18 protein-coding genes are annotated in these 22,488 nt (G+C 69.6%); 8 read left to right on the top strand and 10 right to left on the bottom strand.

Annotated elements, in window-relative coordinates; all coding sequences use genetic code 11:
• Nucleotides 1-38 precede the first annotated feature (38 nt).
• Entirely contained in the window at nucleotides 39-425 is a 387-nt protein-coding gene (locus tag JYK02_RS14360; protein ID WP_207051492.1) for a hypothetical protein, read from the bottom strand.
• On the bottom strand, nucleotides 422-1,291 hold the full coding sequence (locus JYK02_RS14355) for a TIGR02587 family membrane protein (protein ID WP_207051491.1): 870 nt from the start codon (nucleotides 1,289-1,291) through the stop codon (nucleotides 422-424). The genes JYK02_RS14360 and JYK02_RS14355 overlap by 4 nt, the downstream gene beginning before the upstream one ends.
• A 144-nt stretch (nucleotides 1,292-1,435) precedes the next feature.
• On the opposite strand from JYK02_RS14355, the gene purU reads away from it, so the two are divergent.
• Together purU and JYK02_RS14345 are read left to right on the top strand one after the other, a co-directional pair.
• Nucleotides 1,436-2,299: a formyltetrahydrofolate deformylase gene (gene purU, locus JYK02_RS14350; protein WP_207051490.1), complete on the top strand. Its 864-nt coding sequence runs from the start codon at nucleotides 1,436-1,438 to the stop codon at nucleotides 2,297-2,299.
• 384 nt (nucleotides 2,300-2,683) lie between these two features.
• Nucleotides 2,684-4,018 carry a FadR/GntR family transcriptional regulator gene (locus JYK02_RS14345; RefSeq protein WP_207051489.1) on the top strand — a complete coding sequence of 445 codons (1,335 nt, stop codon included), beginning with the start codon at nucleotides 2,684-2,686 and terminating at the stop codon, nucleotides 4,016-4,018.
• A gap of 84 nt (nucleotides 4,019-4,102) precedes the next feature.
• Here JYK02_RS14345 and JYK02_RS14340 read toward each other — a convergent pair whose 3' ends face one another.
• From JYK02_RS14340 to JYK02_RS14325, 4 genes are all read right to left on the bottom strand, one after another.
• The gene (locus tag JYK02_RS14340; protein ID WP_242588740.1) at nucleotides 4,103-5,290 is read right to left on the bottom strand and encodes a DUF7305 domain-containing protein; all 1,188 of its coding nucleotides are present in this window, start codon (nucleotides 5,288-5,290) and stop codon (nucleotides 4,103-4,105) included.
• Nucleotides 5,291-5,646: 356 nt separating this feature from the next.
• Nucleotides 5,647-6,450, bottom strand: a complete 804-nt coding sequence (locus JYK02_RS14335) for a tetratricopeptide repeat protein (protein ID WP_207051488.1) — start codon at nucleotides 6,448-6,450, stop codon at nucleotides 5,647-5,649.
• On the bottom strand, nucleotides 6,447-6,971 hold the full coding sequence (locus tag JYK02_RS14330) for an RNA polymerase sigma factor (protein WP_347402495.1): 525 nt from the start codon (nucleotides 6,969-6,971) through the stop codon (nucleotides 6,447-6,449). Before JYK02_RS14330 ends, JYK02_RS14335 begins: the two co-directional genes overlap by 4 nt.
• Nucleotides 6,972-7,081: 110 nt before the next feature.
• Nucleotides 7,082-7,624 (bottom strand): hypothetical protein, encoded by a 543-nt coding sequence (locus tag JYK02_RS14325; protein WP_207051486.1) that lies wholly within the window; start codon nucleotides 7,622-7,624, stop codon nucleotides 7,082-7,084.
• 2,188 nt (nucleotides 7,625-9,812) lie between these two features.
• On the opposite strand from JYK02_RS14325, the gene JYK02_RS14320 reads away from it, so the two are divergent.
• Both JYK02_RS14320 and JYK02_RS14315 read left to right on the top strand, forming a co-directional pair.
• Nucleotides 9,813-10,148 (top strand): hypothetical protein, encoded by a 336-nt coding sequence (locus tag JYK02_RS14320; protein WP_207051485.1) that lies wholly within the window; start codon nucleotides 9,813-9,815, stop codon nucleotides 10,146-10,148.
• A 198-nt stretch (nucleotides 10,149-10,346) separates the two neighbouring features.
• Nucleotides 10,347-11,606, top strand: coding sequence for an MFS transporter (locus JYK02_RS14315; RefSeq protein ID WP_207051484.1), 1,260 nt, complete (start codon nucleotides 10,347-10,349; stop codon nucleotides 11,604-11,606).
• 14 nt (nucleotides 11,607-11,620) lie between these two features.
• On the opposite strand, the gene JYK02_RS14310 is transcribed toward JYK02_RS14315, so the two are convergent.
• Nucleotides 11,621-12,685: a PQQ-binding-like beta-propeller repeat protein gene (locus JYK02_RS14310; RefSeq protein WP_347402494.1), complete on the bottom strand. Its 1,065-nt coding sequence runs from the start codon at nucleotides 12,683-12,685 to the stop codon at nucleotides 11,621-11,623.
• A gap of 101 nt (nucleotides 12,686-12,786) precedes the next feature.
• Here JYK02_RS14310 and add point away from each other — a divergent pair, with 101 nt between their 5' ends.
• Entirely contained in the window at nucleotides 12,787-13,950 is a 1,164-nt protein-coding gene (gene add / locus JYK02_RS14305; protein ID WP_207051482.1) for an adenosine deaminase, read from the top strand.
• 9 nt (nucleotides 13,951-13,959) lie between these two features.
• Nucleotides 13,960-14,445 carry a hypothetical protein gene (locus JYK02_RS14300; RefSeq protein WP_207051481.1) on the top strand — a complete coding sequence of 162 codons (486 nt, stop codon included), beginning with the start codon at nucleotides 13,960-13,962 and terminating at the stop codon, nucleotides 14,443-14,445.
• A gap of 74 nt (nucleotides 14,446-14,519) precedes the next feature.
• Here JYK02_RS14300 and glgC read toward each other — a convergent pair whose 3' ends face one another.
• Entirely contained in the window at nucleotides 14,520-15,749 is a 1,230-nt protein-coding gene (glgC, locus tag JYK02_RS14295; RefSeq protein ID WP_207051480.1) for a glucose-1-phosphate adenylyltransferase, read from the bottom strand.
• Nucleotides 15,750-15,957: 208 nt separating this feature from the next.
• Between glgC and JYK02_RS14290 the strand changes: the two genes are divergently transcribed.
• Both JYK02_RS14290 and JYK02_RS14285 read left to right on the top strand, forming a co-directional pair.
• Nucleotides 15,958-16,839: a GGDEF domain-containing protein gene (locus tag JYK02_RS14290; RefSeq protein ID WP_207051479.1), complete on the top strand. Its 882-nt coding sequence runs from the start codon at nucleotides 15,958-15,960 to the stop codon at nucleotides 16,837-16,839.
• Between the two features lie 5 nt (nucleotides 16,840-16,844).
• Nucleotides 16,845-17,021, top strand: a complete 177-nt coding sequence (locus JYK02_RS14285) for a hypothetical protein (RefSeq protein ID WP_242588739.1) — start codon at nucleotides 16,845-16,847, stop codon at nucleotides 17,019-17,021.
• 28 nt (nucleotides 17,022-17,049) lie between these two features.
• Here JYK02_RS14285 and JYK02_RS14280 read toward each other — a convergent pair whose 3' ends face one another.
• Nucleotides 17,050-18,078 (bottom strand): NAD-dependent epimerase/dehydratase family protein, encoded by a 1,029-nt coding sequence (locus JYK02_RS14280; protein WP_207051478.1) that lies wholly within the window; start codon nucleotides 18,076-18,078, stop codon nucleotides 17,050-17,052.
• Entirely contained in the window at nucleotides 18,075-22,484 is a 4,410-nt protein-coding gene (locus JYK02_RS14275; RefSeq protein ID WP_207051477.1) for an AMP-binding protein, read from the bottom strand. The genes JYK02_RS14280 and JYK02_RS14275 overlap by 4 nt, the downstream gene beginning before the upstream one ends.
• Nucleotides 22,485-22,488 lie beyond the last annotated feature (4 nt).

Below are 22,488 nucleotides of genomic sequence, written 5' to 3'. Positions count from 1 at the left end.
GTCCTCGCGCGCATGCGAGGTCAGGATAGCAGCGTGCGTCAGGGCGTGGCGAAGCCCACCGCGTGCGCTTCCACGCCTTCGGGCGGTGGCTCCTGGCGGAACGCGACCCAGGCCTCCCGCTGGGAGTGGCGAGGCACGTACGCCAGCACGAACTCCACCTCCTCGCCCGGCTCGCGGCCGCCGCGCAGGGACACGCGGACGTGGACCTCCTCGGCCGCCGTGTCGCCGTGGTTCGTCACCGTGACGGGCACCCGCCACTCCTTCGCGTTCGAGGCCGCCACTGGCGTGCCCACCTTCACGACGAGGTCCGGCGGGCCGCTGCCCGTGTTCCACGCGTCCACGGACAGGTAGCCCAGCACCAGCGCCACGAGCACGCAGCTCGACACGAAGACAACGCCCTCCAGCCAGTTCCAGTGCATCCTCATGATTGGATGAGCAGTCTCCCCGCAGAGGCCCCCAGCGTCGACGCCAGGCCCAGCACCACCACCTGGGCCAGGCAGACGCTCAGGCCGTTGCCGTTGAACCGGCCGAAGAACCACAACACGAACACGCTCGAAAGCAGCGCGATGGCATACGTGACGAACGTGCCGGCCAGCACATCCCGGCGCAGTCGGCGGCGAGTGAATCGGTGCGCGCGGGTGAAGTCGCTCTGGAAGAGGATGAGCCCGCCCAGCAGCAGCGACAGCACGGCGAGTCCCAGCAGGCACCAGGGCTGCGTCTCCACGGCGATCATCACGATCTCCTCCGTGGGCGCCACGTTGGCGGCGAACAGCACCGCGCCGCAGAACGAAATGACCAGCTGCCCGGGGACATGATCCGCGGACTCCAGCCGCTTCTTGTCCTCCGCCTCGTTCTCCTCGCGGTGCTGACCGCCCAGCTGCGCGGTGCCCACCGACACGCCGATGGCCACCGTGCCGGCCTCCACCACGACCATGCCCACCGCTTCCTGCAGTGACGTGCCCTGGCCGATGCGGCCAATGAGCACGAGCACGGCCACGGACACGAGCAGTCCCAGCCCCAGCTCCTCCAGGGAGTCCGTGAAGACGTCGAACCAGTACACGTCCCTGCGGAAACCGCCGTAGCGGTTGTACCCGAGCAGCAGCACGTACGTGGCCACCAGGTAGCCCAACACGCTGCCTGGGTGGGACGTGAAGCCCGCCCACCACACCTCCATCGTGTAGAGCAGCGGCAGGCTGAAGAGCAGGCCGCCCGCGATGCCCCGGCCGTATTCGCGCAGGGAGTCCGCCACCGGTCGTCGGCGGGCCGCTTCGGATGGGAGGGCGTCGGCCATGACAGGCCAGAGTCTAGGTTCGCTTCGCCGCGAGGGAAGCCTCCCGAGCACGAAATGCCGCCCGCGAACCCGCTGGACACCGGACACTCCCCATAGCGCCCGGGGACGGGCGTTCATCCGGCGTGGCTATAGTCGCCGCCGCCCATGACCGAGCGTCCCGCCCAATACATCCTCACGCTGTCGTGCCCGGATCAGCGCGGCATCGTCCATGCTGTCTCCGGCTGGCTCGCCGAGCACGGCTGCAACATCCTCGACAGCGCGCAGTACGGCGACCCGCAGACGCGGCTGTTCTTCATGCGCGTGCACTTCGCGGATGAAGAGGGGAAGGTCGAGTCCGCGGCGTTGCGCGACGCCTTCGGGGTGCTCGCGCAGCGCTTCTCCATGGACTGGCGCCTGCATGACGCGGCGGAGAAGCCGCGGGTGTTGCTGATGGTCTCGAAGATTGGCCACTGCCTGAACGACCTGCTGTATCGCTACCGCAGTGGAATCCTGCCGGTGGAGATCCCGGCCATCGTGTCCAACCACCGGGACTTCTACCAACTGGCCGCATCCCACGACATCCCGTTCCACCACCTGCCGGTGACGGTGGAGAACAAGGCACGGCAGGAAGCGCGCCTGCTGGAGTTGGTGCGCGAGCAGCGCGTGGACCTGGTGGTGCTCGCCCGGTACATGCAGATCCTCTCCCCGGAGACGTGCGATGCGCTGCGAGGGCGGCTCATCAACATCCACCACTCGTTCCTGCCCAGCTTCAAGGGCGCGAGGCCGTACCAGCAGGCGTACGACCGGGGCGTGAAGCTGATCGGCGCGACGGCCCACTTCGTCACGGGCGACCTGGACGAAGGACCCATCATCGAACAGGACGTGGAGCGAGTGGACCACACACTGTCGCCCGAGGCCCTGACGGCCATAGGGCGCGACGTGGAGAACGTCGTGCTGGGCCGAGCCGTGACGTGGTTCGTGCAGCACCGCATCCTGCTCAACGGTCACAAGACCGTCGTGTTCCGCTGAGCAGCGCAGGTCGCCAGATGCGCATGACCAGACCCCGTGCCCCAAATGACTCCGCGAAGACGCGAGTGACACGGAGCGCAGCATCGGGACGCGGCGGTGGGCATGCGTGGATGCCAGGGTAGGGCTCCGGGAAGAGGCGGCCGCCGGGAGCGCTTCACGCAAACCTGTCCGACTGTCAGACAGGTTTGTGCCGCAAGGCACCCTGGTGGGCCCCGGCTGGCCGGAAGCGCTTTGCGCAAACCTGTCCGACAGTCGGACAGGTTCTTGACGCATGGCCCCCGGGGCCGCGCTGGTTCGAACAGGTGACGAGGACGGTGGGCCCGCGAGTCCATGTCAGACCCCTCTGGTTGGATGCGCGTGGCGTGGGCGAGGAGGAGGACGGTGATGGAGCGGGTGGGACGCGTGGCGTACGTAGAGGAGCAACTCGAGCGCTACATTTCGCTGGGGATGCTGCCGCGGGGGCAGTTCGCCTCGGAAGAGAAGCTGGCGGGTGAATTCAACTGCTGCCGGGGCACCGTGCGTGAGGCGTTCCGGAGACTGGCGGCGCGAGGCCTGGTGGTGAAGCACCCCGGTCGCAAGACGCGCGCGGTGGCACTGGATGAGTCGCTGACGCTGGAGAACCTGGGCCTGGCGCTGCATCACCGGCACACCGAGGAGGGCCGGCGGCTTTTTGAGGGCTTCTTCAGCCTCAAGCGTCAGGTGCTGGTGGAGCTGCTGGCCGACTGCTGCACGAAGGCCTCCGCGTCGCAGGTGGACCAGTTGGAGTCCGTCTGTTACGCGCTCTCGGACGCGGCGCGCTGGCACCCCGGAGAGCGCTGCGCGGAGCTGGAATTCGAGTTGCTGCGGCTGGCGGCCCACACGGCTTCACGTCCCGGGCACATGCTCCTCGTCCAGTCGCTGCAACGGGCCATGAGGGGCAACGCGGCCCGGCTGCTGTCCTTCATGGGGGGCGAGTCGCTGAGTGCATGGGCCAGGTGCGCGATGCACGCACTGAACGAGCGGGATGTGCGAACGCTTCAGCACCAACTGCCGGCGCTGCTGGAGGCGTGCGATGAGGGCTTGCTGGACGCTTTCGCTCCTGTCCCTCGGGAGCGGGCGGCGCCTGACGACTCCCGCGCTGAGGAGCGCCTCTGCGAAGCCACCGCGTCAGATACCGGCCCTTGCGTGGAGGTTCGTGACAACGATGACTCCGCGTCAGCCGCCAGGGAGCACGATGCTCATGCGTCACCTCCTTGCGTTGAGGTGCGGAGCCTCAGCGTCCCTGAGCCAACTCTCCATCAAGACGCTGCGTCGGACGCGCGCCTCGTCGTGGAGGAGCGTGGTTTCGACCGCCTGGAGTCAGCCGCCAATGACAGCTCAGCACCTGCGCTCGCGCTCTGCCGCCATGGGCAGGACTTTTCCGTGGCGTCCGACTCCGCAGGGCTGATGTCTCCATCCGTCCCGGGGCTTGCACCTGGCTCGGTCGGTGGAGCGTGCACCGAGGGAGGCGTGGCGAGCGCGGTCCTTGGAAGCCTGTCCATCAGTCCAACTGGTTGGGTCGCTTCGTCTCTGGAGGGTGGACGCAAACCCGAAGCTCCACCTGCCGGTTCCAGCGGGCATGCCTGTGTGACTGAGCACATGGATGGCGGCCCGGTTCACGGCAGCCTGGGGCCGCTGGGCCGGTGGGCTGTGCGCCTCTGGCACTTCGTCACTCGATTCCTGGGGCTCCCTGCTTCGTGAACGGCGACGTCCGTTCATGTCCCTTGTCGTTCATGAAGATGCTGCTCGCCTCTCGGATGGGTCAACGGGCGTCTCGCTCACTGATCAACCCGCGGGGCACGCGGCGCCCGCGTTGAGCACGTCCGCGTCGTGGTGCACCTGTATCGCTCCGGACGCCTCCAGGTGGCGCACGAACAGGGAGCCGAAGACCTCCGCGTTGCCGCTCAGGTTGAGCTGGGCCTGTGGCGCGTAGAGGTTTCCGGCGAGCGTGCTGCCCGCGGAGATGTCCAAGGGCTGCGTGCCCGCGACGTAGACGCGCACCCGCGAGGGTAGGGCGGCTGAGCCCAGCGTGAGCTGGCCGGACACGATGAAGCCGCCCGCGAGGAAGAGATCCAGCTCACCCGGAGGCTGCACGTCCACGGTGAGCGCTTCGACCAAGTCCACACCGCCGGGGATGAACAGCGCGGTGCGGCCCCGGATGCGCAGCGTGGCGTGGCCGGGCCCCGCGATGCGGGTCAGCAGGAAGCGGCCGCAGGGCAGTTCCAGCACGCGCTCGCCGGTGACGCCTTCCAGCGTCGCCGGGTCCAGATCGATGGCCGCGTTGTCATTGTCCACGGAGTGGTGGGCGATGAGCGCGGCCGGGTCGAAGCGGGAGCCGTTGGCGCAGTCGCAGGGCGTGACCGGGGGCACGGGCTCTCGGCGCAGCTCCGACGCCCGGGCTGGCCCGGGGGAGAACTCCGGAGGAACCGTGAGCACGCCACCCACGGTGAGGGCGGCGAGCGCTACGCCTCCATTCACCCTCGCGTCGCCGGCCACGGTGGCGGACGTGCCCGGACCGGAGAGGGGACCGTTGCTGTGCAGGCTTCCGCCCACCGTGAGCGGGCGGCTGAGCTGGACTCCTCCCACCTGGAGCGAGCCGCCCACCGTGACGCGGTCGTTCGCGGACAGACTGCCATTCACTCCCACGTCGCCGCCCGTGCCCCCGGGTGCGTACGGGCCCACGGAGCTTCGGAATGCATCCACGGAGAAAGGGGCGCTGAGGGACAGGCCTTCACAGGAGCATGCCGCGCGGCGGAACAACGTCTCCGCCAGTTGGCCGCTGCACAGCAGAGGCACTGATGCCGGATCTCCCAGCAGGAGTGGCGGTCCGCTGTCCGCGCAGTGCTCGGCCCATGCATCCGGGATGTCGCTCCCCCCGTCAGGCGAGTGCAGCGTGGCCACCGGGTCGTTCACCGTGCACGCGGTGCCCAACATCGCTGCCCATGGAATGAATCGCGTGATGCGGAGTCTCATGGGGCTGTCACCTCGCCGCGCCATGTGTGCCACGCCCATGACGGGCAATCGCCACATCGCTGGGTGAAGGCAGGCCGCGCTCCGAATGCCCCAGGCCCCAGCTATTCGTGTGATCCGCCTCCCGACCGACGTCGCCGCAACCTGGTTGCTTTTGACACCGGTGTTCGTTGCTCGGCGGCAGTGGTTGCGTCCAGCCACGGCGGGTGGCGCGGTTCTTCAAACCTGTCCGACTGTCGGACAGGTTCGTGCGGTGCGCGCCGGGGGCTTCTTGCTCATCCATGGCGAGGACCTTCATGGCCGAAGGCCTGGGCACATCGTGTGCCCTGGCTTGCGGCTGCTCCACCGCGGGCCGTGGCTCATGGCGGTGACAACTCCCGGAGCCGCGCACGGGACGCCGCGCCCAGTGGCGAGTCCGGATGCAGCGTGAGGAACTCTCCCAGCGCTCGGGCCTCCGCCTCCGTGTCACCCAGGGCTCGGTAGGCTTCTGCCACGCCGTGGCGGGCCTCCGGATCCAGCATGGCTCCGGGTTGCAGTCGCACCGCGTCCTGGAACTGGCGCAGGGCGCCGCGTGCGTCCCCCAGGTGCTCCAGTCGCAGCGAGCCCGACGCCACTCTCGCGACGTACGCGGCCAGCGATGACGGCTCCACTCGGATGACGCGCAGGTACAGCTCTTCCGCTTCCTTCCATTTCCCCTCTGAACGGAACGCGTTGGCTTGCCGCAGCAGGTCCTCCGGCTTCGAGGACTCCTTCACCGCGATGCTCGGACGCAGGGGGCGGGGATGCTCGATGGTGAAGGGTTCGGAGGGCGCGGGCTTGGGGGGAAGGGGTACCGGCTCCAGCGTGGCCACCTGCATTGGCTCCGGCACGGCGGGTGTCAGTACCACCGGGTGGGGCTGCTCGGGACGCGTGTAGCGCCATGCCGCGGCGGCCGCGGCTCCGGTGAAGACGAGCGCCGCGCCTGCCATCAGCCACGTGGGAGGCCGCTTGCGCCTTCTCGGATGGTCCGTCGCCTGTTGGAGCGCCGCGTCCAGCGCCGCCTGGACGAGCGCGCTCGAGCGTTGCCTCGACAGCCTCCGCGCCGGTCCGCTGCCGTCATCCAGGGGCCGCAGCAGGTCGTCCACCGGCTCCGCTTCACCGTCGTCGGGGGGGCGGGAGTTCATGAGGACTCCCCCTCGGGCAGCTCACCGTCCGAGGCCAGCGCTCGCAGGGCGGTGCGTCCCAGGCGCAGCCGGCTGCGCACGGTTTCGAAGGGGACGCCCAGCTCTGTGGAGATCTCCTGCACGCTCAATTCCAGGACGTGGTGCAGCACCAGCGCGTGCCGCTGCTCCGTCGACAGCTTGTCCAGCAACGTCACGAGGTGACGGCGATGCAGGTACTCGTCCGCCGGCGCTTCGTCGGACGGCACCGCCAACAACTCCACCGGATCCTCACTGTAACGGGCCTCGCGCCCGCGTGAACGCTTGATCCACGCGAACGTCGTGCGCACCACCACCCGGTCTACCCAGCCGTGGAACCGCCCGTCACCGCGATAGGTGGGCAGGCCCCGCACCAGCGCGATGAGCGACTCCTGGGCGATGTCCTCCACGTCCGAGTCCCCGCGCACCAGGTAGCGCACCAGGTTGCGGACGCGGGGCAGCAGCTCCAGGAGCAGGGACTCGGTCGCATCGCGCTGCCCTCGCATGGCCGCCGTCAGCCGGGCGTCCTCGCCACGGGGCGCGACGGTCGCATGTGAGCCCGAGCTCCTCATGTCCGGCAAGGAGGAGGGACGGCGTGAAATCGGGTCATCGGTGCTCACGGAAAAATCACCATCCCCACTCCCAGTCGGGGACGCACGGACGCGCCGTCCTCCCGGAGCACGAAGACACCATCCACCGAGTAGCCCAGCCGGGGCCGTCCCAGGAGCACCTCGCCCGACAGCGACGCCTCCAGCGCGAGCGCCGGCCCCACCCGCCACGCCACCCGCATCGCGGGCCCCATGACGAAGGCCGCGAGCAGCCGCGACGGCGTCGGTTCCACCTCCGCGGCCCGAGCCTCCGTGCGCCGCCAGAAGCCCGCGGCGCCCGCGCCCAGGCCCACCGTGCCCTCCCAGGCCCCGGCCTTCACGAAGGGCACGTCCACCCACGCCAGCGCCGAACCCTGCGCCAGGCGAAGGTCCGTGTATGCGTCCCGCAGGTGCACCGGCAGCGCCGCCAGCAACTGCACGCGAAGCCGCAGCACCCGGCCCGCCCATCCCGCGCCCACGGACAGGCCCTGCTGTCCGGCGGGGTGATAGCCGTCGAGCGCCGCATGCAGACCCACCTGCACGAAGGCCCCGTCCATCGGATTCGTCGGCACTGCCCGCGGTGCCCCGTCCACCGGAGCCAGCGCGGGATGCGGCGGTGGAGCCCCGGCCACCCCCGGATCCGTCGGCCCCCCTGATGGATCCTCGGCAACCCGGGCCGACTCGGGATGGGAAGGCGGTGCCTTGGCGAGCACGGGTGATGTGGAAGGCGGAGGTGGAGCCTCGGCGACCGGAGTCGGCGCGTGAGGCGGACGCGGTGCCTTGGCGACCAGAGGCGAGGTGGAGCGCGGAGGTGGAGCCTCGGCGACCTGAGCCGACGCCGGAGGCTGAGCTTTGGCGACCAGAGGTGAAGTGTAAGGCGGAGGTGGAGCTTCGATGACCCGAGCCGACTCGCTGTGCGAAGGCGGAGCCTTGGCGACCAGCGGCGATGTGGAAGGCGGAGGTGGATCTTCGATGACCCGAGCCGACTCGGGGTGCGAAGGCGGAGCCTTGGCGACCAGCGGCGATGTGGAAGGCGGAGGTGGCGCCTCGGCGATCCGAGCCGACTCGGGGTGCGAAGGCGGAGCCTTGGCGAGCACGGGTGATGTGGAAGGCGGAGGTGGCGCCTCGGCGATCCGAGCCGACTCGGGGTGCGAAGGCGGAGCCTTGGCGAGCACGGGTGATGTGGAAGGCGGAGGTGGAGCCTCGACGATCCGAGCAGACGCGGGAGGCTGCGCCTTGGTGGCCAGAGGCGGCGTGGAAGGTGGAGGTGGTGCCTCGACGACCCGAGTAGACGCGGGAGGCTGCGCCTTGGTGTCCAGAGGCGGCGTGGAATGCGGAGGTGAAGCCTCGGCGACCCGAGCTGAAGCGTGAGACGGAAGCGGTGCCTTGGCGACCGGAGTCTGCGCGGCAGACGGAGGCGGAGCCTCGGCGACCGGAGCTGACGCGGCAGACGGAGGCGGAGCCTTGGCGACCGGAGCTGACGCGTGAGACGGAAGCGGTGCCTTGGCGACCGGAGTCTGCGCGGCAGACGGAGGCGGAGCCTCGGCGACCGGAGCCAACGCGTGAGGCGGAGGCGGTGCCTTGGCCAATGGGGCCGGCGCATGATCCGGACGCGGTGCCTGGGCGACCGGATTTGGCGCGAGAGGCGGAGGCTGTGCCTTTACGTCTGGCTCGGATGGGGGAAGTGGCGGCGGTGCCTTGGTCGCCGGAGCCTGCGCGGGGAGGGGAAACGGTGCCTTTGCGACTGGAACGAATGAAGGAAGTGGCGGCGGCGCCTTGGTCGTCGGAGCTGGCGCGGGAGGCAGTGCCTTTGCGACTGGATCGGACGGGGGAAGTGGAGGCGGCGCCTTGGGCGCTGGATCCCGTGCGGGAAGCGGAAGCGGTGTCTTGGCGACCGGATCCGACACAGGAGGCTGAAGCGGTGCCTTGGCCACCGACGGCGACGCGGAAGGTGGACGTAGCGCCTCGGCCACCGACGCTGATGCGGGAGGCGGAAGGGGGGGCTTGTTCTCCGGGCTCGCCGCAGAAGACGGCGAGCCCTTGGCGAGCGGAGGTGATGCGGGAGGCGGAAGGGGTGTCCTGGCCTCCGGGTTCGCCGCAGAAGACGGCGATCCCCTGGCGAGCGGAGCTGCCGCAGGATGCAGAGGCGGTGCTTTAGCCACTGGATCCAACGCAGGAGGAAGAGGCGGCGTCTTGGCCAATGGATCCGGCGCGGAAGGCAGCGGAGATGCCTTGGTCACCGGATCCTGTGTGAGAAGTGGAGGCGGTGTCTTTGCGACTGGAGCCGACGCGGAGGCCGGCGGCGGTGCCTTGCTTGCCGGAGCCTGCGGGGAGAGCGAAGGCGGTGTCTTGGCCAACGGATTCGGCGCAGTGGGCGGAGGCGGTGTCTTCGTCACCGGCTCCTGCTTGGAGCGCGAAGGCGGTGTCCTGGTCACCGGAGTCTGCGCGGTGGGCGGAGTCGGTGTCTTGGCCTCCGTATCAGGCACGGGAGATGGAGGCGGAGCTTTGGCGACCACGGGTGACGTGGAATGCGAAAGCGGTGCCTTGGCCACCGGCTCCGACGTAGGGGGCAGGGGCGGTACCTTGGCCATTGGCGCTGGCGCGGGAGGCTGAGGCGCGACGACTTCTCCTAGCGGTTCGCCCGCATCCACTGCTCGCAGCGCAGAACGTGCCGCCAATGCCAGGGCCTCCGCTCCCACGGACCAGGTCAGCGTCTCCGGTGCTCCCTCCACCCGCGCACTTCGCACGAACAGGTGTCCCGTGCGCGGAGCCGCCACCGACACCCGCAGCTCCGCTCCAGCGCGCGTGAACCACAACACCGCGCGAGCGTCCTTCCGTGAAGCCAACCGCTCCGCCTCACGCCACGCGCCATCGCGGCTCGAGTCCATGGACGGACCTGTCTCCACCTCCAGCACCACCGGCAGGTCACTGCTCTGCCCTCGCACCCGCTCCAGCAATGCGCGGTCCTCCGCGGACGTCACTCGCGCGACCGCCCGCCATGGTCCGGCCGCCCACGCGGAGCCGCCGAGCGCCAGCCACAAGGCCAGTCCCACCACGCGCTGCCACGCCACGACCTCCAACACGGACATGCAGTAAAACCTACCTTCCAGGGAATTCTTCTGGAAGCACCGCAACGTGTGGATCGCCTGTCACGCTCGGGAGGGGAGGGCGGGTGGGCGTCAGCCGCCCCCGCCTGTCCTCCCGGACGCGGAGGGTGGGGTGGCGCGGCGGGGGGGGATGTCTGTGTTTGAAGAAGGGGCGGGCCCGGGGCCGGAAGCGGTAGGGTCGCGCGCCATGAACCGCCTCCGGGAACTGCGCTCGGTCCTGAACCTCACCGTCCTCGTGGCGGGGCTGGGCTACTTCGTGGACCTCTTCGACATCACGCTGTTCGGCGTGGTGCGCGTCGCTTCGCTGAAGGACCTGGGCCTCACCGACCCCTCGGACATCTTCCAGAAGGGGCTCGTCATCTACAACGCGCAGATGGCGGGGATGATGGTGGGCGGCCTCTTCTGGGGACTGCTCGGGGACAAGCGGGGACGCCTGTCGGTGATGTTCGGCTCCATCCTGCTGTACTCGGCGGCGAACCTGCTCAACCCCTTCGTCTGGGACGTGAACAGCTACGCCGCCTGCCGCTTCCTCGGGGGCCTGGGGCTCGCGGGCGAACTGGGCGCGGCCATCACCCTGGTGGCGGAGTCCCTGCCGAAGGAGAAGCGCGGCCTGGGCACCACCGTCGTCGCCACGCTGGGCATGCTGGGCGTCGTCGTCGCGGCGCTCGTCGCGCAGCACCTGCACTGGAAGACGGCCTACGTGACGGGCGGCGTGCTGGGCCTGACGCTCCTCTTCGCGCGCTTCAAGGTGTCCGAGTCCGTCCTCTTTACCCAGAAGGCCGGCGCATCGAAGGGCAACGCGCTGCTGCTCCTCCAGGGCGGCCGCTTCCCGAAGTACCTGGGCTGCATCCTCGTGGGCGTGCCCATCTACTTCACCACCGGCATCCTCTTCGTCTTCGCCCCGGAGCTGACCGCGGGCCTCCACGTGCAGGGCACGGTGACGGCGGGCGACGCCATCCTCTTCGGCAGCGTGGGCCTGACGCTGGGGGACCTGCTGTCCGGCGTGCTGAGCCAGTGGCTCCAGAGCCGCAAGCGCGCCGTGGGCCTCAGCCTGTGCGCCTGGTTCGCGCTGGTGCTCGTGTACGGGCTCGTGCCGGGGCTCACCCCCCCGCTCATCTACGCGCTGACCTTCCTCATTGGCCTGAGCGTGGGCTACTGGGCCGTGCTCATCACCATGGCCGCCGAGCAGTTCGGCACCAACATCCGCGCCACCGTGACGACGTCCGTGCCCAACTTCGTGCGCGGCTCCGCGGTGCTCGCGGCCACCGCCTTCGGTCAGCTCAAGGGCTCCCTGGGCGTGGCGCACGCGGCGCTCGCGGTGGGCGCGGTCTGCTTCCTCCTCGCGCTCGTGGCCCTGTCCCGGCTGGCCGAGACCTTCCACCGCGACCTGGATTACGTGGAGTCCGCTGGCGGCGTGAACGCGAACGTGGACGCGCGCACCGGCTGAAGGCGCTTGAGGCGTCAGGCCGGCGGCGGCACCCGCAGCCGCCATGCCAGCACGCGGCCGTCCAGCCCCAGCACGAACACCAGCGGTCCTCGCACCACCGGCCGGGTGCGCAGCGGCGTGTCCGCCCGCACCGTGAACGCGGGCGTCCAGCCCGGCGCCTTGAGCGCGATGAGGCGCCCCTCGCGCCCGGACGTGGGCACCAGCAGCAGGTCCTCCAGCCCCACCTGCACCCGGCCCACGAGCGGCGAAGGCAGCGCCACCCGCGCCACCTCCCGGCCCTCCGACGTGGACAGCCCCACCAGCGACGTGGGGCCCGCGCCCACCCACAGCGCGCCCAGCGCCCGCGCGGGTGGCCCCGTCACGCCGTCCGCGAAGCGCTGCTCCCAGCGCGTGCTCCCGTCCTTCACCGACAGCGCCAGCACCTGTCCCGGACGCGTGGCCACGAAGACGGTGTCGCGCTCCGAGTCCAACCCCACCACGTCCGTCACCGGCTTCGACCAGCGCGGCTCCCCACTCTCCGCGTCCAGCGCCCACAGCCCGGAGGCGAGCGGCACCACCAGCACGCCCTCCACCAGCACCGGCGCCGCCCGAAGCGCCGGGGCCACGGACACCTGCGGCTCCAACGGTTTCACCGGAGCGGACTCCGGAGCCTGCGCCGAAGCCCCGGGGGCCGGCCGCTTCCAGCGTGCCTGACCGGAGTCCGCCGCCAGGGCGTGCACCGCTCCGTCGGGCGCCACCAGGAAGACGGTGCGTCCCGCGTCGTCCACCACGGGCGGTGCGAGCACGGGAGGCTCGCCGCCCAGGCGCCAGCGCTCCTTGCCGTCCTGAAGCGACAGACACGCCAGCTCCCCCACCACCGTCCCCACGATGACGCTGTCACCGGCCAGGACGGGGGCCACCGCCACCTCGCGGCCCAGTCGGGCGGTCCACACCGGCCTGCCCTCGCGGTCCAGGCGCACCACGGCGCCCGCCTCGTTGCCCAGGAGCACCCCGTCCGCCAGGGCCGTCAGCCCCGTCCGGGAGGATGCATCACTGGAGTACTGGAAGGCCGCTTCCACCGGCGCCCGCTGGCACGCCATGACGGCCAGCGTCAACGTCAGGCAGGGCACCAGGAGGGGGCGTGGACAGGCGCGGGACGGCATGGTTTGGGAGAGGATGACGCAAGCGAGGAACTTCGACCATGCCCACGATTCGTGACGACGAAACCCCCAACGCCACCGGCATCCCTTCATCCGCCCGGCGCACGGACATCATCCCGCCCCCCACGCTGGCGGTGACCGAGGAGCTGCTCCACGCGCTCCCCAAGACGGACCTGCACTGCCACCTGGACGGGTCCATGCGCCTGAAGACCATCCTGGAGCTGGCCGAGCAGCAGAAGATCAAGCTCATGGCCGACACCGAGGACGGCCTGGCCAAGGCCATCCACATGGGCCAGGTGTGCAAGAGCCTGGAGGAGTACCTCGTCGCGTTCGACGTGACGCTCTCCGTGCTCCAGACGGCCGAGTCCCTCTACCGCGCCGCCTACGAGCTGGCCGTGGACGCCGCCGCGGAGAACGTGCGCTGGCTGGAGGTGCGCTACTCGCCCGCGCTGCACCTGCAGAAGGGCCTGAAGATGACCACGGTCATCGACTCCGTGCTGGAGGGCCTGCGCGCCGCCAAGCGTGAGACGGGCATCAAGTGCGCCGTCATCGTCTGCGGCATCCGCCACATCAACCCGCAGACGTCCATGCGCCTGGCGGAGCTGTCCGTCGCGTACAAGAACCGCGGCGTCGTCGGCTTCGACCTGGCGGGCGCGGAGGCCAGCTTCCCCGCCAAGGACCACCTGGACGCCTTCCGCCTCATCCTCAAGAACAACGTCAACTGCACCGCGCACGCCGGTGAGGCCTACGGCCCGGAGTCCATCTCCCAGGCCATCCACTCGCTGGGCGCGCACCGCATCGGCCACGGCACCCGGCTGCGCGAGGACGGCGACCTGCTCAACTACGTCAACGACCACCGCATCCCCATGGAGGTCTGCCCGTCCTCCAACGTCCAGACGGGCGCGGTGTCCTCGCTGGAGTCCCACCCGCTCAAGTTCTATTTCGACTACGGCCTGCGGGTGACCATCAACACCGACAACCGCCTCATCACCGACACCACGGTGACGAAGGAGCTGTGGCTCGCCCACCGCAACCTGGGCCTGTCGCTGGAGGACCTCACCACCATCATCGTGTCCGGCTTCAAGAGCGCCTTCCTTCCGTTCCGGGAGAAGCAGGACATGCTGCGGCAGGTGAACCAGGAGATCGCCACCACGCTCGCCGCCTTCGAGAAGCGCCCCGTCGCGGCCATGCGCCAGCCGGCCTGATTGCGCGCCATGGCCAGAACCCCGGGCATCCCGCCGCCGGACATCGACCCTGCGCGTGAGAGGGCGGCCCAGGCCCTCAAGACGCCCGCCCTCCTGATGATGGGGATGGGCGGGCTGTGGGCGCTCTACTCGCTCTTCGGGCTCTACCGGACGCTGACCCCAGCGGGCATGGAGCAGATGCACGCGGGCATCGAGAAGGCCCTGGCGGTGTACCCGCCGGAGCTCCGGGCGCAGGCGCGCGCCATCGTGGCTTCCTTGCTGAACCCGACCTTCCTCGCCGTCAGCGCCCTGCCCGGAATCTGCCTCAACGGGCTGGTCGTCTTCGGGGCGTGGAAGATGAAGAACCTCCAGCTCCACGGGCTGGCCGTGACGGTGGCCATCATCTGCTGCATCCCGTGCTGCGGCCCGGCGTGGGGCCTGGGGCTCATCCCGGGCATCTGGTCGCTCGTCGTGCTCAACCGCCCGGAAGTGAAGGCGGCCTTCGCCACGAAGTGAGCGCGGAAAAAGGGAAGGGCGCTCCGGGGAACGTGTCCCGGGAGCGCCCGCCGTCCGCCGAGCCCGCTGTCAGGTCAGGTGACCTTCATTCCCTTGGGGATGACGACGACGCCGCCGGACGTGACGTGGAAGCGGCGCTTGTCCTCCACCGGGTCGTAGCCAATGGTCATCCCGGGCGGAATCTCCACGTTCTTGTCGATGATGGCCCGCTTGATGCGGCAGCGCCGGCCAATGGTGACGTTCTCGAAGAGGATGGAGTCCTCCACCTCCGAATACGAGTTCACCCGCACCTTCGGCGACAGCACGGAGCGGTGCACGTGGCCGCCGGAGATGATGCAGCCCTCCGCCACCAGCGAGTCCGTCGCGGTGCCCACGCGCTTGTTCTCCCGGTCCGCGAAGACGAACTTCGCCGGCGGGTAGTTGTTGGGCTGCGTGATGATGGGCCAGCGGTCGTTGTACAGGTTGAAGGTCGGGTCCACCTCCACCAGGTCCATGTTGGACTGGTAGTACACGTCGATGTTCCCCACGTCCCGCCAGTAGCCGCGCTCCTTGTCCTCCTGGCCGGCCACCGTGTTCTGGGCGAAGTCGTACACGTACACGGGCTCGTGCTTGTAGAGCTCGCTGATGATGGACTTGCCGAAGTCGTGCGCGCTCTTCTCGTCCGCCGCGTCGCGCACCACCTCCTTCACCAGCGTGTCCGTGCTGAAGAGGTAGTTGCCCATGGACGCCAGGCACATCTTCGGGTTGCCCGGCATGGGCGGCGGGTTCTGGGGCTTCTCCAGGAACTGCAGCATCCGCCCGTCCGGCCCCACGTCGATGATGCCGAACTCGCGCCCCTGCTCGATGGGGACGGGGATGGCCGCCACCGTGCACGCGGCCTTCCGCTCGATGTGGAAGTCCAGCATCTTGCGCACGTCCATCCGGTACACGTGGTCCGCGCCGAAGACGAAGATGTGGTCCGGCTCCTCGTCCGTGATGATGTTGAGGTTCTGGTAGATGGCGTCCGCGCTGCCCTTGTACCAGTCCACGCCGGTGCGCATCTGCGCGGGCACCGCCTCCACGTAGTGACCCAGGAACGCCGTCAGGCGCCACGCGCGCGACAGGTGGTTGTTGAGCGAGTCGCTCTTGTACTGGGTCAGCACCTTCATCCGGTACACGCCGGAGTTGGCGAAGTTGGAGAGGACGAAGTCGATGATGCGGTAGCGCCCGCCGAACGGGACCGCGGGCTTCGCGCGCTCACGGGTCAGGGGCTCCAGGCGCGTGCCCGCGCCTCCCGCCAGAATCATGGCCAGCAGCTTTGACATAGGTGCCGGCCACGTTAGCCCCCGGCCGCTGGCCCACAATGGCCGTGCGGCCCGTGCACGCCTTACCGTTGAGTGCCCAACCGGGCGGGGTGGATGGGAGGAAAGCGACCTCCCGTTTTCGCGGCATGTAGGAGGAGGGGCGCAACCCCGTGCGTCCTCCCGCCTTGCGTGGCTTCCCCGGACCTTGCGTGCTAGCGTGGCCGTCGCGATGTCTGGCGACCAAACGCGAGTCACCAAGATCTCCAGCCTCACCCCGGGTCCCGAGCGCGGCACCGAGTGCTGCCTCGTGCAGATCCACGGACCTGAGCTGGGCAAGAAGTACGTGCTGGAAGAGACCGAGTTCACCATCGGTCGCGACCAGCACAACCACATCGTGGTGGACCTGGACAACGTGTCCCGCCGCCACGCTCGCATCTGGACCCGTCAGGGCAAGACGTACGTGGAGGATCTCCAGTCCACGAACGGCACCTACCTGAACGACCGGGAGGTCCTCCAGGCGCAGCCCCTGCGCAGCGGGGACCTGGTGAAGGTGGGAGGCTCCATCTTCAAGTTCCTCGATGGCGACAACATCGAGACCCAGTACCACGAGACCATCTACACGCTGACCATCGCGGACGGTCTCACCGGCATCAACAACAAGCGCTACTTCCTGGAGTACCTGGAGCGCGAGATGGGCCGCTCGCACCGGTACCAGCGCACGCTGTCGTTGATGATGTTCGACATCGACCACTTCAAGCAGATCAACGACGTCCACGGCCACCTGGCCGGTGACTACGTGCTGCGCGAGATGGCCCAGTCCATCAAGCGGCTGGTGCGCCGCGAGCAGTGCTTCGCGCGCTACGGCGGCGAGGAGTTCGCCATCGTCATGCCGGAGGATGGGCCGGACAAGGCGCGCCTGTTCGCGGAGAAGATCCGCAAGCTGGTGGAGGACAAGCGCTTCATGTTCGAGGACAAGGACATCCCCGTCACCATCTCCATCGGAGTGGCGGAGGTCGCCTCGGAGATGTCGGAGCCGTCCCAGTTCATCAAGGTGGCGGACGCGAACCTCTACAAGGCCAAGAAGTCCGGCCGCAACCGCGTGGTGGGCTGAGCGCCATGGCGGACGACGCCCGCGGTCCGTCCTTCCTGGCCCGCCTCATCCTCGTCCTCCTGGGCGTGGCCTTCCTGGGCGCCGCCTGGGTGTGGCACCAGAAGGACAGGGACCCGAACGCCGCCCGGCTCGTGGAGCGCGTGAGCGGCGGCCGGGTGCACGGCGGCGCGGCGAACCCTTGAGGCCGCCGCGCCCCGCTTCAAACCGACGTCAGGTGCCTTCGCGGGACTCGGCCAGCCGGCCGCGCGTGCCGGGCAGGTTGCCGGGCGGCATCTTCCCGTAGATGTACTGCACGGTGTCGAGCAGCGTCTCGTGCACGTCGCGCGCCTTGAAGCCCAGCTCGCGCTCGGCCTTGGCGGGCTCCAGGTAGAAGAAGTGCTCGCCGATCTCGACCTCCTGCGGGTCGAGCTTCGACGTGGTGCCGCGCATCTTCGCCCAGCCCTCCAGCAGCTTGCCGCCCCAGATGTTCAGCTCGCGCGGCAGCTTCATGCGCGGGGCGGGCACGCCGGTGAGGCGCTGGAGCCGGTCGAAGAAGTCCGACATGGCCATGTTCACGCCCATCAGGTGGCGGCCGTACACCTCGCCCTTGGTGAGCGCCTGCACGAAGGCGTCCGCCGCGTCGCGCGCGTCCACGAAGGAGATGCCGCCGCCGGGCATGGCCGGAATCTCGCGGTTGAGGAACTTCACCACCGTCCAGGTGGACGACAGCCGGTCATCCCCGGGCCCCATCAGCAGGCTGGGGTTGAGCACCACGAGGGGCACCGAGTGCTTGCGGCAGTACTCCAGCGCCAGCTTCTCCTCGTAGATCTTGGACAGGTAGTAGGGCCAGTTGGCGACGGTGGTGATGGGGTAGTCGTCGTCCTCCGTGCCCACGCGGTCCTCCTTCGACACCGCGATGGTGCCGGAGGTGGAGCCCAGGATGACGCGCTTGATGCCCGCTTCGCGCACGTCGCGCAGCAGCTCGCGCGTGCAGTCCACGTGCAGCTCGTACATCCGCCGCGCGTCCTTGTTCTGGAAGGAGACGAGCCCCGCCAGGTGGTAGACGGCGTCCACGCCCTCCAGCGCGCGGCGCACGGCGTCCCGGTCCTTCAGGTCGCCCTGCTGCACTTCCGTCTTCGCGAACGCGGGGCCCGAGGGCTTCGAGCGCGCGATGAGGCGCACGTCGTGGCCCGCGGCCACCAGCTTGGGCACCAGGTGCGTGCCCAGGAATCCCGTGCCTCCGGTGACGAGCAGCTTCACGCGTCCTTCCCTTCCCGCAGGGCCCGGGCGGGCGGGGTGAAGTCCCGGTCCGCGCCCACCTGCTCCAGGTCCAGCACCTTGCCCGCCCTGAGCGCGCGCACCGCCTCCTCCGCGATGTGCGTCACGTAGCGGTAGCCCTCCGAGCGCGCCATGCCCTGCGCCCGGGCCTTCAGCGACGCGTACTCCAGCGCCGGGCCCACGTGCACCTCCAGCTCCTTCGTCTTCGGGAACATGGAGCCCTTGGGCAAGGCTTCGTACGCGCCGTGGATGTACAGCGGCAGCACGTCCACGCCGTAGGTGAGCGACAGGTAGCCCAGCGTCGGCTTGAACTCCATCAGCTCGCCCGTCTGGGAGCGCGTGCCCTCCGGGAAGATGAGGACGTTGAAGCCCTGCCGCAGCGCCTCGCCCGCCACCCGCAGCGACTCGCGCAGCGAACCCTGCCGGTCGATGGGGATGAGGTTCGTGAAGTTCTCGAACCACGCGCGCTTGAGCGGCGTGTCGAAGAAGTAGTCACGCGCGGCCAGGGACACCATGCGCTCGCCCTGGTCGCCCAGCACCACGCGCACCAGGCCCGCGTCCAGGTGGCTGGCGTGGTTGGCGATGACGAGGAAGTTGCGGTTCTGCGGGATGAACGTCTTGCCCGTCACCTTCACGTCGAAGACGCCGCCGTAGAGCACCTTCTGCCCGAAGGACATCAGCTGACGGCCCAGCGCGGACACCGACTCCGGCACCGGAATCTCCGCCTCCTCCGCGCGCTCGGCCTCCTTCTTGATGTCGCGCGCGCGCGTCTCCGCCGAAGGCCGACGTCCGGAGGCCACCACCAGCTTGCGCAGGTCCTCCACCGTCTGCACCTGCGTCAGGTCTTCAATGGCGGGCAGCGGCACGCCCGCGCCCTCCAGCGCCACGGACATCTCCGTGAGCATCAGCGAGTCGAAGCCCAGGTCGCCGATGAGCTGCGCGTCCGGCCGCACGTCCGACACCGGGCGGTGGCAGACTTCCGCGATGAGCGGATGCAGCCAGTCCGACACGCCGCCCGTGGTGGGCGCCGCCTGCGCCTTCTCCTTCACGCGGCCCGCGCTCGCCGCCACGCGGTCCAGCCGCTGCAGCTCCTCCACCACGCGCTTGCGCTTCACCTTGCGCGTGGAGGTGCGCGGCAGCTCGCCGTCCCAGAAGCGCAGCACCTTCACGCGCCGGTAGAAGGGCATGCCCGCGCTCACCTTGCGGAAGTGCTCCTCCAGCTCGTGGCGGACCTCCTCACGCGGGCGGTCCTTGAAGTCCGGCACGCACAGGCACGCCACCTTCTCGCCGCCCGCGTCCTCCGGCAGGCCGACGATGGACAGCTCCTTGATGTGCTCGTGCTCCTGGTACAGCTCCTCCAGCTCGTCCGGGTAGACGTTCTTGCCGTTGGCGTCGACGATGACGTCCTTGGCGCGGCCCATGAGGTACAGGCGGCCCTCGTCGTCCATGCGGCCCAGGTCGCCGGTGTGCAGCCAGCCGTCCTTCACCACGGCCTCGGTGGCCTCGCGGTCCCCGAAGTAGCCCGCCATCACGTTCGGGCCCTTGGCCAGCACCTCGCCAATGCCGTCGTTGTCCGGGTTGAGGACCTTGAACTCGATGCCCGGCAGCGCCTTGCCCACCGTGCCCTTGATGCGCTTGTTGGTGGCCTCCGACACCGCCAGCACCGGCGCGGCCTCCGTGAGGCCGTAGCCCTCGCGCATGGTGAAGCCCAGCTCGTGGAAGGCCTGGTGCACCTCTTCGGACAGCGCGGAGCCGCCCGACACCAGCACCTTCACCCGGCCGCCGAACTTGCGGTGCACCGGCCAGAACAGGAGCTTGCCCAGGTTGAGCGAGCTGCGGTTGCGCAGCTCCCCGTTGGCCGCCATCAGCGCCTTGAGCGCCTGCTCCACCACCGGCGGGCGCGCGGCCATCTCCTGCGTAATCTTGCGGTGCAGGAGCTGCCAGAGCGCGGGCACGCCAATCATCGCCGTCACGCGGCCCGTCTCGAAGACGTCACCCAGCCGGTCCGACGTGAGCTCGTCGATGTACGTGATCTCCGCGCCGCGCATGAACGGCGTGAGGAAGCCGGCGGAGAACTCGAAGGTGTGGTGCAGGGGCAGCACGGACAGCACGCCGTCACCCACGCCCACGTCGAACGCGCCCGCCAGCTTCGCCACCAGCGACGCGAAGTTGCGGTGCGTGAGCATCACGCCCTTGGGCGTGCCGGTGGTGCCGGAGGTGAAGATGACGCTCGCCACGTCGTCGGCGGCCGCGGACTTGCGCACCGGCCCGATGCGGTCCGGGTACGCCGGGTCGCCCGTCATGGCCTCCGCGAGGCTCGCCACGCCCACGCCTTCGCCCAGCGCCGCGAAGAGGCCGGGGAAGTCCTGCGCGGCCTGCTCGGACACGAGGCACTGCTTGGCCGCCGCGCGCTTCGCGATGTTGACGACCTCCGCCTCCGTGAGCGCGGGGTCCACGGGGACGGCGGTGCCGCCCGCGCGCAGGATGCCGAAGTAGCTGATGGCCCACTCCGGCCGGTTCTCCGACACCAGCAGCACGCGGTCGCCGCGCTTGATGCCCTGGGCCATGAGGTAGCTGCCCACGCGGGCCGCGTAGCGGTGCACCTCGCCGAAGGTGAAGCGCTCCTCCTTCTCCCCCGCGGCCATGCGGAACGCCACGCGGTGACGGTACGCGTGCACGGTGGCCTCGAACAGCTCCAGGAGGTCGCGGTGCGCGGGGATGGCGGTGCGCTTCTCGCGCTCCTCGTCCAGGCCGGGGAACACCCACTTCTCCAGGCCGGGCAGGTGCGTGCCCAGGAAGTACTCGCGCCAGTCGATGCGGTCCGGCGCCCAGTCAATCTTCGCGCGGTCCGCCGGCACCATGCGCTCGTAGACGGAGCGCGTGTTGTCGCAGCGGAAGACGTAGCGGTTCTCCCAGAGGAAGGGGAGGAACAGCTCGATGAGGCCGCCGAGGCTGTCCGCCTGCGACTCCACCTCGTCCAGCGCGACGCGGGCCTTGTCCATCATCGCCTGGATGCGCGGCGCGCCCCACGCGGGCCGCACCTCGTCCATGGCCTTCTTCAAGAGCTTCGCGCCCTTCGCCAGCATGGGCGCGCTGAGCAGCTGGAACTCCTGCTTGCTCACGGGCTGCGGCTCGATGCGCGAGCGCAGCGAGTTGACCAGCGAGTTGCCCGTCTCGCGGTTGCGGTAGTAGCGGCGGCGGTACAGGCCCACCAGCTCCACGGAGCGGCTGGCGAGGAACGGGTTCACGTCACCGGACGCCAGGTTGTAGACGCGGCGCTCCTCCACCTGCATCGCGTGCGCGGTGATGCCCAGCGTGGCGCCGGCCACCTGGTCCACCGGGATGATGTCCAGGATGGCGTGGTCGCCCGCGGGGATGCCGCGCTGGCCCTTGATGCCCGCGTACGCCAGCGGCGCGGACGTGGTGAAGCCCTCGTTCCAGCCGGGGAAGGGGAAGTGCGCCGCGCTCTCCACGATGGAGGGCCGCACGATGGAGTAGCGAAGCCCCGGCGTGCCCGCCATCACCTGCTCACCCAGGTGCTTGGCGTACGTGTACGTGTTGGGCCAGCCCCAGTGCTGCGCGCGCTCCATGCCCGCGCGGACCAGCTCGCCGGACAGCCACAGCTTGCGCTCGCGGCCCACGGCCAGGCGCAGCGTCTTCTCATCCGTGGCGTCGCGGCCTTCCTCCTCCAGGCGGTCCAGCGCCTTCTTCCGGAAGAGGGAGGTGAGCGCCTTGTCATCCGCCTGTTCACGCAGGCGCGCGACGATCTTGTCCGCGTCCGCCAGCTCCTGCTCCAGGCTGAAGTCGCGCCCGTCCATCTCCCCCTGCTTGGGGAAGTAGCCCAGCACCGGCTCGTCCTCGAACACGAGCCCGCTGCGGTTGCCCACGACGAACGCGGTGGACATGTGGATGAGCGGCACGCTCCAGCGCAGCGCCAGCTCCACCGCGTTCTTCACGCCGTGGGTGTTGACGTTGAGGCCCACCTCCAGCGACGGGTTGAACGACACCAGGCCCGCGCAGTTGACGATGGCGTGCACCTGACCGGTGAGCGCGGCGACCTGCGCCTCCTCCAGGCCCACCAGGGGGTCGGTGATGTCGCCATCCAGGATGGTGCACTTCTCTTGGATGAACGCCATGGCGCCTTCGTCGCCCAGGCGGTCGCGCAGCGGCTGGAAGGGCTCGCTGGGTGCCACCTTGTCGAAGAAGCGGCGCTCCGCGGACGCGGCGCTGCCCTTGCGCACGATGACGTAGACCCGGTCCAGCACGTCGCCGTAGTGGGACAGCAACATCGACAGCGTCACCTTGCCCACGAAGCCGGTGGTGCCGACGAAGACGATGCGCTTGCCGGTGAAGACCTGGGTGACGTCCAGCGGGGGGAGCGTGGCCATGTCC

Source organism: Corallococcus macrosporus (assembly GCF_017302985.1).
Classification (GTDB): Bacteria; Myxococcota; Myxococcia; order Myxococcales; family Myxococcaceae; genus Corallococcus; species Corallococcus macrosporus_A.
This window is presented reverse-complemented; position numbering and strand designations above follow the sequence as displayed.